This is a genomic window from Pantoea sp. RIT-PI-b (assembly GCF_001187905.1).
Classification (GTDB): Bacteria; Pseudomonadota; Gammaproteobacteria; order Enterobacterales; family Enterobacteriaceae; genus Pantoea; species Pantoea nemavictus.
Window position 1 is genome coordinate 215,262 of the sequence record NZ_LGIS01000030.1, and the last position, 14,590, is coordinate 229,851.

The window sequence follows — 14,590 nt, forward strand, 5'->3', positions numbered from 1 at the left end:
GGCGACCCTACGGTTGAAGCTTGCACGGTTTACCTATTAAAAACCGTTGGGCTGATCTTTCATATCCGGCAAATGGTGGGCAATGCCTTTATGGCAATCGATACAGGTTTTCCCTTCCTCAATGGCTTTGGTATGCATCTTCGCCGCCACGGTTTTCTGCGCGGTTAAATCCATATAATCGAAGTTGTGGCAGTTACGACACTCCTGCGAGTTGTTGTTTTGCATCCTGCGCCATTCGTTTCTCGCCAGCTCAATGCGATGATCCTCGAACTTTTGCGGCGTATCAATGATGCCGAAAATCTTGGCGTACACCTCTTTGCTCGCCTGAATTTTACGCAGCATCTTCGGGCCCCACTCGTGCGGCACGTGACAATCCGGACAGGTGGCACGCACGCCGCTGCGGTTGTTGTAGTGCACCGTCTGCATATACTCCTGGTAGACGTTATTACGCATCTCATGGCAGCCAATACAGAACTGCTCGCGGTTGGTCATCTCCATCGCGGTGTTGAAGCCGCCCCAGAAAATAATCCCGCCGGCAAAGCCCAGAATCAGCAGCGTGCCCAGCGCCAGACGGCTTGGACGTCGCCACCAGCGCCAGATGCGCAGAAGTTTCTCTTTCATCATTTCCTCACTTACCGAAGCCATCAGCCGGTTTGAAGGTGTTCTCCACCACCGGCTTAGCATCGGTTTGCGGCACGTGACACTGCAGGCAGAAGTAGCGACGCGGCGATACGGTGCTGCTCACCAAACCATCGCGATCGGTGAAGTGCGTTGGGCTAACGCGCGGCGCGCCGGTGGTGAGGTAGCTCTGCGTGCCGTGGCACTGCAGGCAGCGGTTAACGTTTTTCGTCACCTGATAGCCATCCACGCTATGCGGGATCACCGGCGGCTGATTCACGTAGTTGAGCGGCTTACGGCTCTGCTCTTTGGGCTGATGAATGGTGCCCTGCTGCGTAGCGGTCACTTCCGGTGACTGATTGAGATCGACGCCGTTATTAGCGTAGACCGTGCCGCCGAGCATCAGGGCGGCCAACGTAACGAGTGTGATTAAGGGTTTCATTGCATCCTGCCTTAAATTTTAACCAGCTTAACGGCGCATTTTTTGTAATCGGTCTGCTTCGATAGCGGATCGGTAGCATCCAGGGTGACGTTATTCGCCAGCACGCCGGCATCGAAGAACGGCATAAACACCAGGCCTTTTGGCGGCTGATTACGACCGCGCGTTTCGACGGTGGCGATGGTTTCACCACGGCGTGACACCACGCGAACCTTTTCACCGCGACGGAAATTGCGATCTTTGGCATCAAGCGGATGGATATAGAGTAGCGCCTGCGGCACCGCACGGTGCAGTTCAGGTACGCGACGCGTCATGGTGCCGGTGTGCCAATGTTCCAGCACGCGGCCGGTACAGAACCACAGATCGAACTCGTCATCCGGTGATTCCGCTGGCGCTTCGTACGGCAGGGCGAAAATGGTCGCTTTGCCATCCGGCTTGCCGTAGAAACGCACACCTTCACCGGCTTTAACGTAGCTGTCGTAACCTTCGCGATAGCGCCAGCGCGTCTCTTTGCCGTCAACCACCGGCCAGCGCAGACCACGCGCTTCGTGGTAAGCATCAAACGGGGCGAGATCGTGGCCGTGACCCCGACCAAAGCTGGCGTACTCTTCGAACAAGCCTTTCTGGATATAGAAGCCGAACTCGCGGGCTTCGTCATTCAGTCGATCATCCGCCACTTCGCTCAGCGGGAACTGGTTGACCTGGCCGTTGGCGTAGAGCACGTCAAACAGCGTTTTGTCGCGCAGTTCCGGATGCTGCTCAATCAGCGCTTGCGGCCAGACTTCAGAGACGTTGAAACGTTTGGAGAAGTTCACCAGCTGCCACAGATCGGATTTCGCCTCGCCCGGCGCCTTCACCTGCTGATGCCAGAACTGGGTACGACGCTCGGCGTTGCCATAGGCGCCCTCTTTCTCCACCCACATGGCGGTAGGCAGAATCAGATCGGCTGACAGCGCGCTCACGGTTGGATAGGGATCGGACACGACAATGAAGTTGCGCTCATCGCGCCAGCCCGGCATACGCTCCTGCGTCAGGTTCGGACCGGCCTGCATGTTGTTGTTGCACATCACCCAGTAAGCGTTGAGCTTGCCATCTTTCAGCGCGCGATCCTGCGCTACGGCGTGCAAACCAATTTTGGCGGGCACGGTGCCCTGCGGCAGCTTCCACAGCTTCTCGGCAGTGGCGCGGTGTTTGTCATTATTGACCACCATGTCAGCTGGCAAGCGGTGCGAGAAAGTACCGACTTCACGCGCCGTGCCGCACGCCGACGGCTGACCGGTGAGCGAGAATGGACCGGTGCCCGGACGCGAGATTTTGCCGGTTAATAAGTGCAGGTTGTAGCACAGATTATTGGCCCACACGCCGCGCGTATGCTGGTTGAAGCCCATGGTCCAGTACGACACCACGTTAACTTTTGGATCGGCATACAGTTGCGCCAGCGCGATCAGCTGATCCTGCTCGACGCCGCTCATTTCGCTGGCTTTTTCGACCGTGTACTCCGAGACAAATTTGGCAAATTCATCAAAGCTCATTGGCGTCGATTCGCCGCTGTCGGGGTTCTTCGCCGCAGCCTGACGTGGATCGGTTGGACGTAAGCCGTAGCCGATGTCAGTCACGCCTTTGCGCAGCGTCACGTGATTCTGCATGAAGGCTTTATCGACCTTGTTGTTCTGAATAATGTAGTTGGCGATAAAGTTGAGGATCGCCAGATCGCTCTGTGGCGTGAACACCATGCCATTATCGGCCAGCTCAAAGCTGCGATGACGATAGGTGGAAAGCACCGCGACTTTGACATTGTCACTGCTGAGACGACGCGCCGTAATGCGTGACCAGAGGATCGGATGCATCTCGGCCATGTTGGAGCCCCACAGCACAAAGGCGTCGGCCTGCTCGATATCGTCATAGCAGCCCATCGGCTCATCCATGCCGAAGGTGCGCATAAAGCCCACCACCGCCGAAGCCATGCAGTGACGCGCATTCGGATCGAGGTTGTTGGTGCGGAAACCGGCTTTCATCAGCTTGGATGCGGCGTAGCCTTCCCACACCGTCCACTGGCCAGAACCGAACATGCCAACCGAATCCGGGCCGTTGGCTTTCAGCGCGGCTTTAAACTTCTCTTCCATAATATCGAAGGCTTGATCCCAGCTCACCGGGGTGAATTCGCCATCTTTAGCAAATTTACCGTCGGTCATGCGCAACAACGGCTGAGTCAGACGATCTTTTCCATACATGATCTTCGGCAGGAAATAGCCTTTGATGCAGTTCAGACCCCGGTTCACTTCTGCTTGCGGGTCGCCCTGCGAGGCCACCACGCGGCCATCCTGGGTACCAACCAGCACGCCGCAGCCGGTGCCGCAGAATCGGCATGGCGCTTTTTCCCAGCGAATCGGTGCAGCCAACGACGTAGCGGCTTTGGTGACGGTGGGAATGGTGAGTCCTGCAGCCGTGGCAGCAGCCGCCGCCGCATTGGCCTTCATAAAATCACGACGACTTATGCTCATGATGCTTCCTTACAAGGTTCTTCAATTTCGTCCTGCTGGTGATACACCAGCGATACCGCTAACACGCCAGCGATGTTGCGGCTCTCTTCAATATTGCGCAGCAGCGCGGCGCTATCTGCCGCACCCAGTGTCACCGCCAGCGTGCCGCGTGCGGCGTCTTCGGCCGCAATGTCGCAATCGGCAAAGGCCAGCAGCGCACCTTTTACGCTGGGAATCGACGTTGGTCGCGCCTGAATTACCAGGCCGCAAACGTGCCAACTGTTTTCATGGTTCATGATGTAATCCTGTGGCTGAAACCGGACATGGCGCGATACACGCGCCGCAACCGGTGCAGTGCTGCGGTAAGGTTTCAGGCTGTGCGATGCCGTTGGGCATCAGTTGGAAACGAATAGCTTGCTGCTCACAACTCTCCTGACAGCTGCGGCAATTCACGCCGAGGAGAGTGATGCAGCGATTGTCGATGCGAATACGCTGGGAAAAGGGTGCGCTATCACGCGCGTTGAACAGCGGCTGTGGACAGATTTCCACGCAGGCCGCGCAGAAGGTGCATTCGCCCTGCATAAAATCGAGGTGCGGCTCTTCTGCGCGATTAAGGCGGATAATGTGGGTTTCGCAGGCAGCCACGCATTTACCGCAGCCGTCACACCCTTTCTCTCCCCGCCACCACGGCAAAGCAATGCCGTCAGCAGACGCTACGCGCTGCCCGGTAAAGAGTTCACGTCGCGACAGCGCCATCGGTTCACCTTAATCGGGGGAATGAGAGATGGTGCGTAAAATAACCTGACGCTAATGAGGGCTATATCACCCCAAAGGGTTAAATCCCGATGTGGGATCAAGGGAAGGTGAATTGAAATAAAAACGGGGGCCAAAAGGCCCCCGCAGATGAGAATGGCTACGATTAACGCGCGTTATCGTCCGCCAGCGTTGGCGCTGCATCATCCTGATCGTCAGCATGATGTTCATGCTCTTTCATCGCTTCAGCATTGACGCGTTTACGTACGCCAAACCAACCCAGTACCAGCACCACGGCAATCAGCGGGATCGATGCAATGGTATAAGTGCCGTTCGGATAATCGAACGCCATCAGCACCAATACGCTCACCAGGAACAGCAGCGTTAGCCACGAAGTGAACGGTGCCCACGGCAGCTTGAAGCTGACATCTTCCGCCTTACCCTCTTTAATCGCCTTGCGCAGACGCATCTGGCACACCACGATAAAGCCCCACGACGAGATGATGCCGAGTGATGCTACGTTCAGTACGATTTCAAATACCTGCGACGGCACGTAGTAGTTCAGCACCACGCCGATAACGTAAACGGCAATGGTCACCAGGATACCGGCAAACGGCACCTGCTGTTTGCTCATCTTAGACATGAATTGTGGCGCAGATCCGCCCATCGACATCGAACGCAGAATACGCCCGGTAGAATAGAGGCCTGAGTTGAGGCTCGATAGCGCGGCGCTCAGCACCACGATGTTCATCACGCTACCAATATAAGGCACGCCGAGTTTGGAGAAGAAAGTCACGAACGGACTTTGTCCCGCCTGATAAGCATTCCACGGCAGCAGCAGCACCAGCAGCACTACGGAGCCAACGTAGAACAGACCGATACGCCAGATCACGCTGTTAATGGCTTTCGGCAGCATGGTTTTGGGATCTTTACACTCCCCCGCCGCCGTCCCTACCAGCTCAATCGAGGCAAAGGCGAATACGACGCCCTGCACCAGCACCAGCGCGGGCAGCAAGCCATGCGGGAAGAAACCGCCGTTATCGGTGATCAGATGGAAGCCGGTGGTGTTGCCGTCCAGCGGTTTACCGGTACCGAGGAACACCACACCCACGATCAGGAACACCACGATAGCCAGCACTTTCACCAGGGCGAACCAGAACTCCATTTCGGCAAACCACTTCACGCCAATCATGTTCATGGTGCCGACAATCGCCAGCGCGCCGAGGGCAAACACCCACTGCGGTACATCGCCAAATGCGCCCCAATAGTGCATGTAGAGCGCGACCGCGGTGATATCAACGATACCGGTCATCGCCCAGTTAACGAAGTACATCCAGCCCGCAACGTATGACGCTTTTTCCCCAAGGAATTCACGCGCATAAGAGACAAAGCTGCCGCTGGAAGGACGGTGTAACACCAGTTCGCCCAGCGCACGGAGGATAAAGAAGGAGAAGATACCGCACACCAGATAAACCAGTGCCAGTGCCGGACCGGCCATTTGCAGGCGCGCGCCAGCACCGAGGAACAGACCGGTACCGATAGCACCGCCGATGGCGATCATTTGTACCTGACGATTACCCATAGCTTTGTGGTAACCGCTGTCGTGAGAGTTGAGCCAGCGTCTTTTCGCAGCGCGTTGTTCGGCTGCGGTTTTTTTAGTTGATTTCATAGCTATCCTGTTTGTCCTGACCATCAATCACCGCCTAACCAAACGATTGCGTATGGCGGTGCGAAATGGGGTAAAACCCGGTGCCAGCGCGGCGGAACGATGTCGCGAGACGGGGCGGGAATTTACGGCGATGAATCCTACCCGTTCTGCATGAACGAAGCAAAAAATACCGCCAGGCTGCACGAGTTGAATTGTAATAATCCGTCGCGGTGCACAAAAAAACCGGCCAGAGGGCTGGCCGGAAAAGGGATTGCTACAGGGATAACTACTGGAGGGAATTAACGGTAAATCTCTGCGGTGCCGCTCCACAGGCTGGAATCGCCTGGGTTTTGCACACCGATAACGCGATAATGGCTGGCGCCTTGCTCTTCTGCTTTTTGCGACAGATGGCGTGTTGCATCATCCAGCGAACCGCGCACGCCGCTTATGGAAACGGTGCCCGCGCTTTGCAGGTTTTGTGCCTGAGTGGCGCTCAGTGGATCGGCTGCCAGCGTCGAGAAACTTGCGGTGGCAAGCAGTGCAGCAGTCAGAACGGCATAACGTGTCTTCATGAGATGCTCCTGTTGTCTTCCGTAGGGTTTAAGCGTGACAGGACTGATTATCACGCACGCAATGAAAACCAGGTTGAGCATGCGGTAAAGCCGTTCAATAATTCGCCAGCTAACCGCGAGTTTTCCAGGGAAAGGTAAAGAGAACTGGTTTTCTCTGCTAAAAGTAACCTGATGTGACGAGATCTGACTCGCCGTCACCGCGCAGCTGCCCTATAATCCCCCGCTCTTAAAAGGGTTATTACCGTGATTGTGAAACGTCCCGTTACTCGCACCATTGCGCGTGCGCTCAGCATTATTGTGCTGCTATCGCTGCTGACCACCGGGCTGGCGCTGATGACGCTCTCCAGCAGCCTGCGCGATGCCGAAGCCGTCAACGTTGCCGGCTCGCTGCGCATGCAGATTTACCGCCTGGCGTGGGATAGCGCGCGCGATCCACAGCAATTGGCACTTCACACGCAACTCTATCGGCAAACGCTAGACTCTCCAGCCTTACGGCATCTTGAGCGCCCGTGGGTGCCGCTGGAAGTCAGCAGCCGTTATCGCTACCTACGCGACAGCTGGCCAATGCTCCAGCAGACATTGCAACCCGAACGGGCGCAGATTTATCAGCAACGCGTTGCCAGCTATGTCAGCGAAATCGACCGCTTTGTGCTGGCTTTACAGCACTATGCTGAGCTGAAAATGCATCTGGTGGCCGCCAGCAGCCTGTTTGGCTTTTTGGCGATTGTCGCGCTGGCGCTGTGGACGATTCGCTTCATCCGCCGCAACGTGGTACGACCGCTTAATTCGCTGGTTACCGCCAGCCAATATGTCGAGCAGGCGAATTTCAGTTTTCCGGCGTTGCAGGTGGAACAGCCAAACGAGCTCGGCGTATTGGCGCAGGCCTTCACCACCATGGCGGAGCGGCTGCATTCACACTATCGCCTGCTGGAGTGCGCGGTACGGGAAAAAACTGAAGATCTTACCGCCGCTAATCGCACGCTTTCCCTGCTGTATGAGAGCTCACAAATTCTCACCAGCAGCCCCCCCAATCCGGAACTTTTCCAGGGCCTGCTGCGCCTGGTGCAACGCCGTGAAGCGTTAACGGTGCTGAAAATCTCCAGCGAGGGCATTGAGTTTCAGGCCGGTGTGGCGGCGGATGATGTGAGCTGGCAGCGTTTGCCGCTGCTGCAGGAAGAGCAGCGGTTGGGCGAGCTCTGCTGGCAAACCCGCCGGGCACCGCCTGCCGATGAACTGATGCAGAGCCTGGCGAACATGCTGGCGCGCGCTCTGTGGATTTGGCAGACGCAGAAACAGTATCAGCAGATGCTATTAATAGAAGAGCGCGCCACCATTGCGCGTGAACTACATGATTCGCTGGCGCAATCCCTCTCCTTCCTGCGCATCCAATTGGCCCTGCTGCGTCGTAATGTTGATGACACGCAGCCGCAGGCCCAGGCGATTATTGCCGATTTTGATCGCGCGCTGTCGGAAGCCTATCAGCAGCTGCGCGAGTTGCTGACCACTTTCCGCCTGACGATCGAGCAAGCAGATTTGGTACAGGCGATGCAGGCGATGATTGCGCCGTTACAAGAGCAGTCGCAGGCGGCGATCGATTTTGATTATCAACCCGGCCTGCAGATGCTGGATGCCCAGCAGCAGGTGCATGTGCTGCAGATTGCGCGCGAAGCGCTGCTCAATGCGATTCGCCATGCCCAGTCGCAGCACATTCAGATTCACTATCAGCGTGTCGCTGAAGAGGACCACTTGCTCACCATTGAAGATGACGGCTGCGGCATTAGCAGCCTCGAAGAGCCGCCGGGACATTATGGTTTGACCATTATGGCGGAACGCGCCGCGCGGCTCTCTGGCACGCTGATGATTACCCCGCAGCCGCAAGGCACGCGGGTTACGCTGCGTTTTCCGCCACGCCCCGCGCACCGGCTGAGTTAACATTGCGCATCAGGTCGCCATGCTTGGCGACCCTACGAAATTTGATACTGGAGACCTTATGGCTAACCCTTCCCTGACAATAATGATTGTTGACGATCATCCGCTGATGCGCCGAGGTATTCGCCAGCTGCTGGCGCTGGAGCCACGCCTGGAAGTGGTGGCCGAAGCCAACAACGGTACCGAAGCGCTGGCTGAAGCGCGCCGTTTGTCGCCGGATGTCATCCTGCTGGATCTCAACATGAAAGGCATGTCCGGGTTGGATACGCTGAAAGCACTGCGTAATGAAGGCATTGCCGCACGCATTCTGGTGTTGACCGTATCTGATGCGCGCAATGATATTTATGCCATGGTAGATGCGGGCGCCGACGGCTATCTGCTGAAAGACAGCGAACCCGAATTGCTGCTGGCGCAGGTGATGCGCGGCGCGAAAGGTGAGAATGTGTTTAGCGCAGCGGTGGCGGACTATCTCGCTACGCGTCAGCCGACGTCGAATCCGTTTAAACAGCTTACCGAACGTGAACTGGATGTGCTGCAGGAAGTGGCGCGTGGCTTATCCAATAAGGAGATCGCCGCCACGTTGCATATCTCGGAAGAAACGGTAAAAGTGCACATTCGCAATCTGCTGCGCAAACTGGATGTGCGTTCGCGCGTTGCCGCGACAGTACTGTGGCTGGAGAGCCGCCATGTGTAGCTGCGTACAAAAATCCGTCATTGCATTTACACTTTCTCCATAATTTACTCACGATTCTCTAATTTACGCCGCGTAAAGTAACTGCAGCAGGCGTTTTCGAGAGAGCACCTTGCACTCCGCCAGCGTGAAGCCTTCCGCGCATCACGCTCATCATAATAAAAGTAAAAATACGCAGTTGAGGAGTGTCGGTTCCATGTCGAATTTTTTTATCGACCGCCCCATTTTTGCCTGGGTTCTGTCTATTTTACTCTGCCTGTGCGGCACGCTGGCGATTATCTCGCTACCGATTGAGCAATATCCCGATCTCGCGCCGCCCAACGTGCGCATCACCGCTAACTATCCCGGCGCATCAGCGGAAACGCTGGAGAATACCGTTACGCAGGTTATCGAACAGAACATGACCGGTATCGATAATTTGATGTACATGTCCTCGAACAGCAGCAATACCGGCCAGGCACAAATCACCCTCACCTTTACCGCCGGCACCAATCCCGACGAAGCGCGTCAGCAGGTGCAAAACCAACTGCAAAGTGCGCTACGCAAACTGCCCGCGGCGGTACAGTCACAGGGCGTTACGGTTAATAAAACCGGTGATAGCAATATCCTGATGATTGCCTTTGTCTCTACCGATGGCAGTATGGACAAACAGGATATTTCAGATTATGTCGCCAGTAACATTCAGGATCCGCTCAGCCGTATCGATGGCGTCGGCCAGGTAGATGCCTACGGCTCACAATATGCGATGCGTATCTGGCTCGATCCTAACAAGCTGATTGCCTACGCGCTGACCACCGAAGATGTGGTGAGCGCCATTGAATCGCAGAATGCGCAGGTTGCGGTCGGCCAGGTCGGTGGCTTGCCGTCGGTGGATAAGCAGGCGCTTAACGCCACCGTGAATGCGCAGTCGATGCTACAAACCCCCGAACAGTTCAAAGCGGTCACGCTGAAGACCAATAGCGACGGCTCGGTGGTGACGCTCGGCGATGTGGCGGAGGTGGCGATGGGCGCGGAGAAATATGACTTCCTCAGCCGCTACAACGGCCAGGCAGCATCCGGACTCGGCATCAAGCTGGCTTCCGGCGCCAATGAGATGAACACTGACAAACTGGTGCGTGCGCGTATTGCCGAGCTGTCGAACTATTTCCCGCACGGGCTGGAAGCCAAAGTCGCCTACGAAACCACCCCGTTTGTTAAAGCCTCGATTAAAGACGTGGTGAAAACCCTGCTGGAAGCGATCCTGCTGGTTTTCCTGGTGATGTATTTGTTCCTGCAAAACTTCCGCGCCACGCTGATTCCCACCATTGCGGTGCCGGTGGTGCTGCTCGGCACCTTTGCGGTGCTCTACGCCTTTGGCTACAGCATCAACACCTTGACCATGTTCGCGATGGTGCTGGCGATCGGATTATTGGTGGATGATGCCATCGTGGTGGTGGAGAACGTCGAGCGCATCATGAGCGAGGAGGGCCTGTCGCCGCGCGCTGCGACGCGCAAATCGATGGGGCAGATTCAGGGCGCGCTGGTCGGCATTGCGCTGGTGCTGTCGGCGGTGTTTGTGCCGATGGCGTTCTTCGGCGGCACCGTTGGCGCCATCTATCGCCAGTTCTCGATCACCATCGTGTCGGCCATGGTGCTGTCGGTGTTGGTGGCAATGATTCTGACGCCCGCGCTCTGTTCGACGCTGCTGAAACCGCTGCAGCAAGGCCATCATCACGGTCGTCGCGGTTTCTTCGGCTGGTTCAACCGTACCTTCAACGCCAGCGCAGAGCGCTACGAGCGCGGCGTGGCCAAAATCCTGCGCAAAGGCGGCCGCTGGCTGCTGCTCTATCTCGCGATTATCGGCGTAATGGCCTTTCTGTTTATCCGCCTGCCAACCTCGTTCCTGCCGCTGGAAGATCGCGGTGTGTTCCTGACGCAGGTGCAACTGCCCGCCGGGTCAACGCTGCAGCAAACCTCGGACGTGGTTGCCAAGGTCGAAAATTACTACATGACCGCCGAGAAAGATAACGTGGTTTCGGTGTTCTCCACCATCGGTGCCGGCCCTGGCGGTAACGGCCAGAACGTGGCACGCCTGTTCGTCCGTTTGAAAGATTGGGAAGAGCGTCCAGGTAGCGATCGCACTTCTTTCGCTATCATCGAGCGAGCCACCAAAGCCTTCCACAAAATTAAAGAGGGTCGCGTCATCGCCAGCAGTCCACCGGCGATTACCGGCATGGGCAGCTCGTCCGGCTTCGATATGGAGTTGCAGGATCACGGCGGCATCGGCCACACCCAGCTGATGGCAATGCGCGATAAGCTGCTGGAAATGGCTGACAGCAATCCGGCGCTGTCGCGCGTGCGTCACAACGGCCTCGATGACAGCCCACAGCTGCAGATCGATGTCGATCAGCGCAAAGCGCAGGCGCTTGGCGTGTCGCTGGATACCATCAATGACACCTTAACCACCGCGTGGGGCTCAACGTACGTCAATGATTTCCTCGATCGTGGACGCGTGAAAAAAGTCTACGTGCAGGCTGCCGCAGAGTTTCGCATGCTGCCGGAAGACGTGAATAAATGGTACGTGCGCAACAATAGCGGCGGCATGGTGCCCTTCTCCGCGTTCGCCACCAGCCACTGGCAAACCGGTTCGCCGCGTCTGGAGCGTTACAACGGTTACTCGGCGCTGGAAATTGTGGGCGAAGCGGCTAACGGCGTCAGCAGCGGTACGGCGATGGACGTGATGGAAAAACTGGTGGGCCAGCTGCCGCTCGGGGTTGGCTTCCAGTGGACCGGCGCCTCCTATCAGGAACGTTTGTCCGGCTCGCAGGCACCGGCGCTGTATGCAATTTCGCTGCTGGTGGTGTTCCTGTGCCTGGCGGCGCTGTATGAGAGCTGGTCAATTCCCTTCTCGGTGATGCTGGTGGTGCCGCTCGGCGTGGTCGGTGCGCTGGTGGCGACCTGGATGCGCGGGCTGGAAAACGACGTCTATTTCCAGGTCGGTTTGCTGACGGTCATCGGCTTGTCGGCGAAGAATGCCATTTTGATCGTTGAGTTCGCTAATGAGATCAACAGCAAGGGCCGCGAACTGCTGGAATCGACGCTGGAAGCCTCGCGTCAGCGCCTGCGCCCGATTCTGATGACCTCGCTGGCGTTTATCTTCGGCGTGCTGCCGATGGCGATCAGCAGCGGCGCGGGTTCCGGCAGCCAGCATGCGGTCGGCACCGGCGTGATGGGTGGGATGATTTCGGCCACCGTGCTGGCCATTTTCTTCGTACCGCTGTTCTTTGTGGTAGTACGTCGTCGCTTCCCGCTGAAAGAGAAGCCGCACGATTAATTCTATTAGGTCGTCATAAATGACGCCCCTACGTCCGTGCATACCCCAACCGTAGGGTCGCCATTTATGGCGACCGTTTTAAAGGCCCGTGACGACGCAATAAAAAAGCCGCCATTGCATACATGGCGGCTTTATTGTTGTGTGTGGTAAGAATTACAGCAAGTTGGGAAATGCCCTGCTTTTCTCTTCACGCGTTACTTACGTAACATCGCTTCGATAAATTCTTTCCAGTTTCCCATTTCGGTGTCGACCATAAAATCCTCTCTTATTGTAGTGGCGATTCTACGCCGTTTTTTTCTACAGGTGAATACGCTTCCACCTCTCATCACTATCGGCAAACGCGCGCAAAAGCTGTAATTTTCTGAAATTGCGTAGTGACGCACATTTCAGCAACTGCATAATGCGTCAGGAAAAAAGCCCAACTTAAATCGCGTAGCACAAATTGCCGTTTAGGATAATCCTTAGTGGCCTGATGATGCCGTGGGCAATTACGGATGGGATAGATGAAAGCGTTTTCTGGATCTAAGTAATAAAATTTATAACGGCAAAAGTGTCATGAAAAAAAGCGGCAATCGCCGTCAGCGCTCACGACACTTAGATCGCTGTGGTAAACTCGCGCTTTATTTTTAACAAAATGGGAATAAGCGATGACAGCGCAGTGGGTGATGTACGGAATTAAAAATTGCGACACGATTAAAAAAGCACGCAACTCTTTAGAGGCTTCCGGCATCGACTATCGTTTTCATGATTATCGCGTGGATGGCATTGACGACGCGCTGCTGCAATCGTTCATTGACCAGCTTGGTTATGAAGTGCTGTTAAACACGCGCGGAACCACGTGGCGCAAGCTGCCGGAAGCCGATCGCGCCGCGGTTAACGATGCGGCCAGCGCCAAAGCGGTGATGCTCGCGCAGCCTGCCATCATCAAGCGCCCCGTGTTAGCTGCACCCAATGGCGATCTGCTGGTCGGCTTCAACGATTCCCTTTATTCCGCGTTTATCCAGGAGAAGTCATAACATGTTCTGTCCGGTCATTGAGCTGGCTCAGCAGCTTATCCGTCGCCCCTCTCTCAGCCCAGATGATGCCGGTTGCCAGGCGCTGCTGATTGCGCGTCTGGAAGCCATCGGCTTTAACATTGAGCCGATGCACATTGGCGATACGCTCAACTTTTGGGCGACGCGCGGCCAGGGCGAAACGCTGGCATTTGCCGGACATACCGATGTGGTGCCGCCGGGCGACGCCAATCGCTGGATCAGCCCGCCGTTCGAGCCGAGCATCCGCGACGGCATGCTGTTTGGTCGCGGTGCGGCTGACATGAAGGGCTCGCTGGCCGCAATGGTAGTGGCAGCGGAGCGCTTTGTTGCCGCCAATCCACAGCATAAAGGTCGTCTGGCGTTTCTGATTACCTCCGATGAGGAAGCCAGCGCGGTTAACGGTACGGTAAAAGTGGTTGAGCGTTTGATGGCGCGCAACGAGCGCATGGATTACTGCCTGGTCGGCGAACCGTCGAGCACCGAAATCGTTGGCGACGTGGTGAAGAATGGTCGTCGCGGCTCAATGACCGCCAATCTTACCCTTCACGGCGTGCAGGGCCACGTGGCTTATCCGCATCTGGCGGACAATCCGGTGCATCGCGCCATGCCTGCGCTGAATGAGCTGGTGGACACCGTGTGGGATGAAGGCAATGAATTCTTCCCGCCAACCAGTATGCAGATCGCCAACGTGCAGGCCGGCACTGGCAGCAATAACGTGATCCCCGGTGAATTCTTTGTGCAGTTCAACTTCCGCTTCAGCACCCAGCTCACCGATCAGATGATCAAAGATCGCGTGGCGGAACTGCTGGATCGTCATCAGCTGCGTTATACGCTGGAGTGGAATGTTTCCGGTCAACCGTTCCTGACTTCACGCGGCAAGCTGGTTGATGCCGTGGTAAACGCCGTAGCGCACTATAATGAGATTAAGCCACAGTTGCTGACCACCGGCGGCACTTCGGATGGGCGCTTCATCGCGCGCATGGGGGCGCAAGTGGTGGAACTGGGCCCGGTGAACGCCACCATTCATAAGATTAATGAGTGCGTGAAAGCGTCAGATTTGCAGATGCTGAGCCGTATGTATCAGCGCATCATGGAACAACTGATCGCCTAAAC

General features: G+C 56.4%; 13 protein-coding genes. 5 read left to right on the forward strand and 8 right to left on the reverse strand.

Annotated elements, in window-relative coordinates:
• Positions 1-36: 36 nt before the first annotated feature.
• The 7 genes from napC to AC790_RS20305 all read right to left on the reverse strand — a co-directional run bounded on the left by napC (position 37) and on the right by AC790_RS20305 (position 6,510).
• Positions 37-621, reverse strand: a complete 585-nt coding sequence (gene napC / locus AC790_RS20275) for a cytochrome c-type protein NapC (RefSeq protein WP_007890847.1) — start codon at positions 619-621, stop codon at positions 37-39.
• A 7-nt stretch (positions 622-628) separates the two neighbouring features.
• Complete coding sequence (gene napB / locus AC790_RS20280; RefSeq protein WP_007890846.1) at positions 629-1,060, reverse strand: nitrate reductase cytochrome c-type subunit; 432 nt, start codon at positions 1,058-1,060, stop codon at positions 629-631.
• Positions 1,061-1,071: 11 nt separating this feature from the next.
• On the reverse strand, positions 1,072-3,558 hold the full coding sequence (gene napA / locus AC790_RS20285) for a nitrate reductase catalytic subunit NapA (protein WP_049852955.1): 2,487 nt from the start codon (positions 3,556-3,558) through the stop codon (positions 1,072-1,074).
• A complete protein-coding gene (locus tag AC790_RS20290; protein WP_049852956.1) occupies positions 3,555-3,833 on the reverse strand; it encodes a chaperone NapD in 279 nt (92 codons plus the stop codon). The genes napA and AC790_RS20290 overlap by 4 nt, the downstream gene beginning before the upstream one ends.
• Positions 3,823-4,293, reverse strand: a complete 471-nt coding sequence (gene napF / locus AC790_RS20295; RefSeq protein WP_007890840.1) for a ferredoxin-type protein NapF — start codon at positions 4,291-4,293, stop codon at positions 3,823-3,825. Before napF ends, AC790_RS20290 begins: the two co-directional genes overlap by 11 nt.
• Before the next feature lie 163 nt (positions 4,294-4,456).
• Positions 4,457-5,959 (reverse strand): L-asparagine permease, encoded by a 1,503-nt coding sequence (ansP, locus tag AC790_RS20300; RefSeq protein WP_049852957.1) that lies wholly within the window; start codon positions 5,957-5,959, stop codon positions 4,457-4,459.
• Between the two features lie 278 nt (positions 5,960-6,237).
• Positions 6,238-6,510 carry a YdgH/BhsA/McbA-like domain containing protein gene (locus tag AC790_RS20305; protein ID WP_049852958.1) on the reverse strand — a complete coding sequence of 91 codons (273 nt, stop codon included), beginning with the start codon at positions 6,508-6,510 and terminating at the stop codon, positions 6,238-6,240.
• A 243-nt stretch (positions 6,511-6,753) separates the two neighbouring features.
• Between AC790_RS20305 and narQ the strand changes: the two genes are divergently transcribed.
• From narQ to acrD, 3 genes are all read left to right on the forward strand, one after another.
• Positions 6,754-8,442, forward strand: a complete 1,689-nt coding sequence (gene narQ, locus AC790_RS20310; RefSeq protein WP_049852959.1) for a nitrate/nitrite two-component system sensor histidine kinase NarQ — start codon at positions 6,754-6,756, stop codon at positions 8,440-8,442.
• A 58-nt stretch (positions 8,443-8,500) separates the two neighbouring features.
• Entirely contained in the window at positions 8,501-9,133 is a 633-nt protein-coding gene (locus AC790_RS20315) for a response regulator (RefSeq protein WP_049852960.1), read from the forward strand.
• Between the two features lie 193 nt (positions 9,134-9,326).
• Positions 9,327-12,443 carry a multidrug efflux RND transporter permease AcrD gene (acrD, locus tag AC790_RS20320; protein ID WP_049852961.1) on the forward strand — a complete coding sequence of 1,039 codons (3,117 nt, stop codon included), beginning with the start codon at positions 9,327-9,329 and terminating at the stop codon, positions 12,441-12,443.
• A gap of 194 nt (positions 12,444-12,637) precedes the next feature.
• Here acrD and ypfM read toward each other — a convergent pair whose 3' ends face one another.
• The gene (ypfM, locus tag AC790_RS25315) at positions 12,638-12,769 is read right to left on the reverse strand and encodes a protein YpfM (RefSeq protein WP_369751400.1); all 132 of its coding nucleotides are present in this window, start codon (positions 12,767-12,769) and stop codon (positions 12,638-12,640) included.
• Between the two features lie 321 nt (positions 12,770-13,090).
• On the opposite strand from ypfM, the gene AC790_RS20325 reads away from it, so the two are divergent.
• Complete coding sequence (locus AC790_RS20325) at positions 13,091-13,459, forward strand: ArsC family reductase (RefSeq protein WP_007884815.1); 369 nt, start codon at positions 13,091-13,093, stop codon at positions 13,457-13,459.
• A 1-nt stretch (position 13,460) separates the two neighbouring features.
• A complete protein-coding gene (gene dapE, locus AC790_RS20330; RefSeq protein WP_049852962.1) occupies positions 13,461-14,588 on the forward strand; it encodes a succinyl-diaminopimelate desuccinylase in 1,128 nt (375 codons plus the stop codon).
• The last annotated feature ends 2 nt before the right edge of the window (positions 14,589-14,590 follow it).

Bases quoted from the DNA above. Each gene is read 5' to 3' on its own strand.
- napC (WP_007890847.1), bottom strand. From the start codon at position 621: ATGAAAGAGAAACTTCTGCGCATCTGGCGCTGGTGGCGACGTCCAAGC.
- napB (WP_007890846.1), bottom strand. From the start codon at position 1,060: ATGAAACCCTTAATCACACTCGTTACGTTGGCCGCCCTGATGCTCGGC.
- napA (WP_049852955.1), bottom strand. From the start codon at position 3,558: ATGAGCATAAGTCGTCGTGATTTTATGAAGGCCAATGCGGCGGCGGCT.
- AC790_RS20290 (WP_049852956.1), bottom strand. From the start codon at position 3,833: ATGAACCATGAAAACAGTTGGCACGTTTGCGGCCTGGTAATTCAGGCG.
- napF (WP_007890840.1), bottom strand. From the start codon at position 4,293: ATGGCGCTGTCGCGACGTGAACTCTTTACCGGGCAGCGCGTAGCGTCT.
- ansP (WP_049852957.1), bottom strand. From the start codon at position 5,959: ATGAAATCAACTAAAAAAACCGCAGCCGAACAACGCGCTGCGAAAAGA.
- AC790_RS20305 (WP_049852958.1), bottom strand. From the start codon at position 6,510: ATGAAGACACGTTATGCCGTTCTGACTGCTGCACTGCTTGCCACCGCA.
- AC790_RS20315 (WP_049852960.1), top strand. From the start codon at position 8,501: ATGGCTAACCCTTCCCTGACAATAATGATTGTTGACGATCATCCGCTG.
- acrD (WP_049852961.1), top strand. From the start codon at position 9,327: ATGTCGAATTTTTTTATCGACCGCCCCATTTTTGCCTGGGTTCTGTCT.
- ypfM (WP_369751400.1), bottom strand. From the start codon at position 12,769: ATGAGAGGTGGAAGCGTATTCACCTGTAGAAAAAAACGGCGTAGAATC.
- AC790_RS20325 (WP_007884815.1), top strand. From the start codon at position 13,091: ATGACAGCGCAGTGGGTGATGTACGGAATTAAAAATTGCGACACGATT.
- dapE (WP_049852962.1), top strand. From the start codon at position 13,461: ATGTTCTGTCCGGTCATTGAGCTGGCTCAGCAGCTTATCCGTCGCCCC.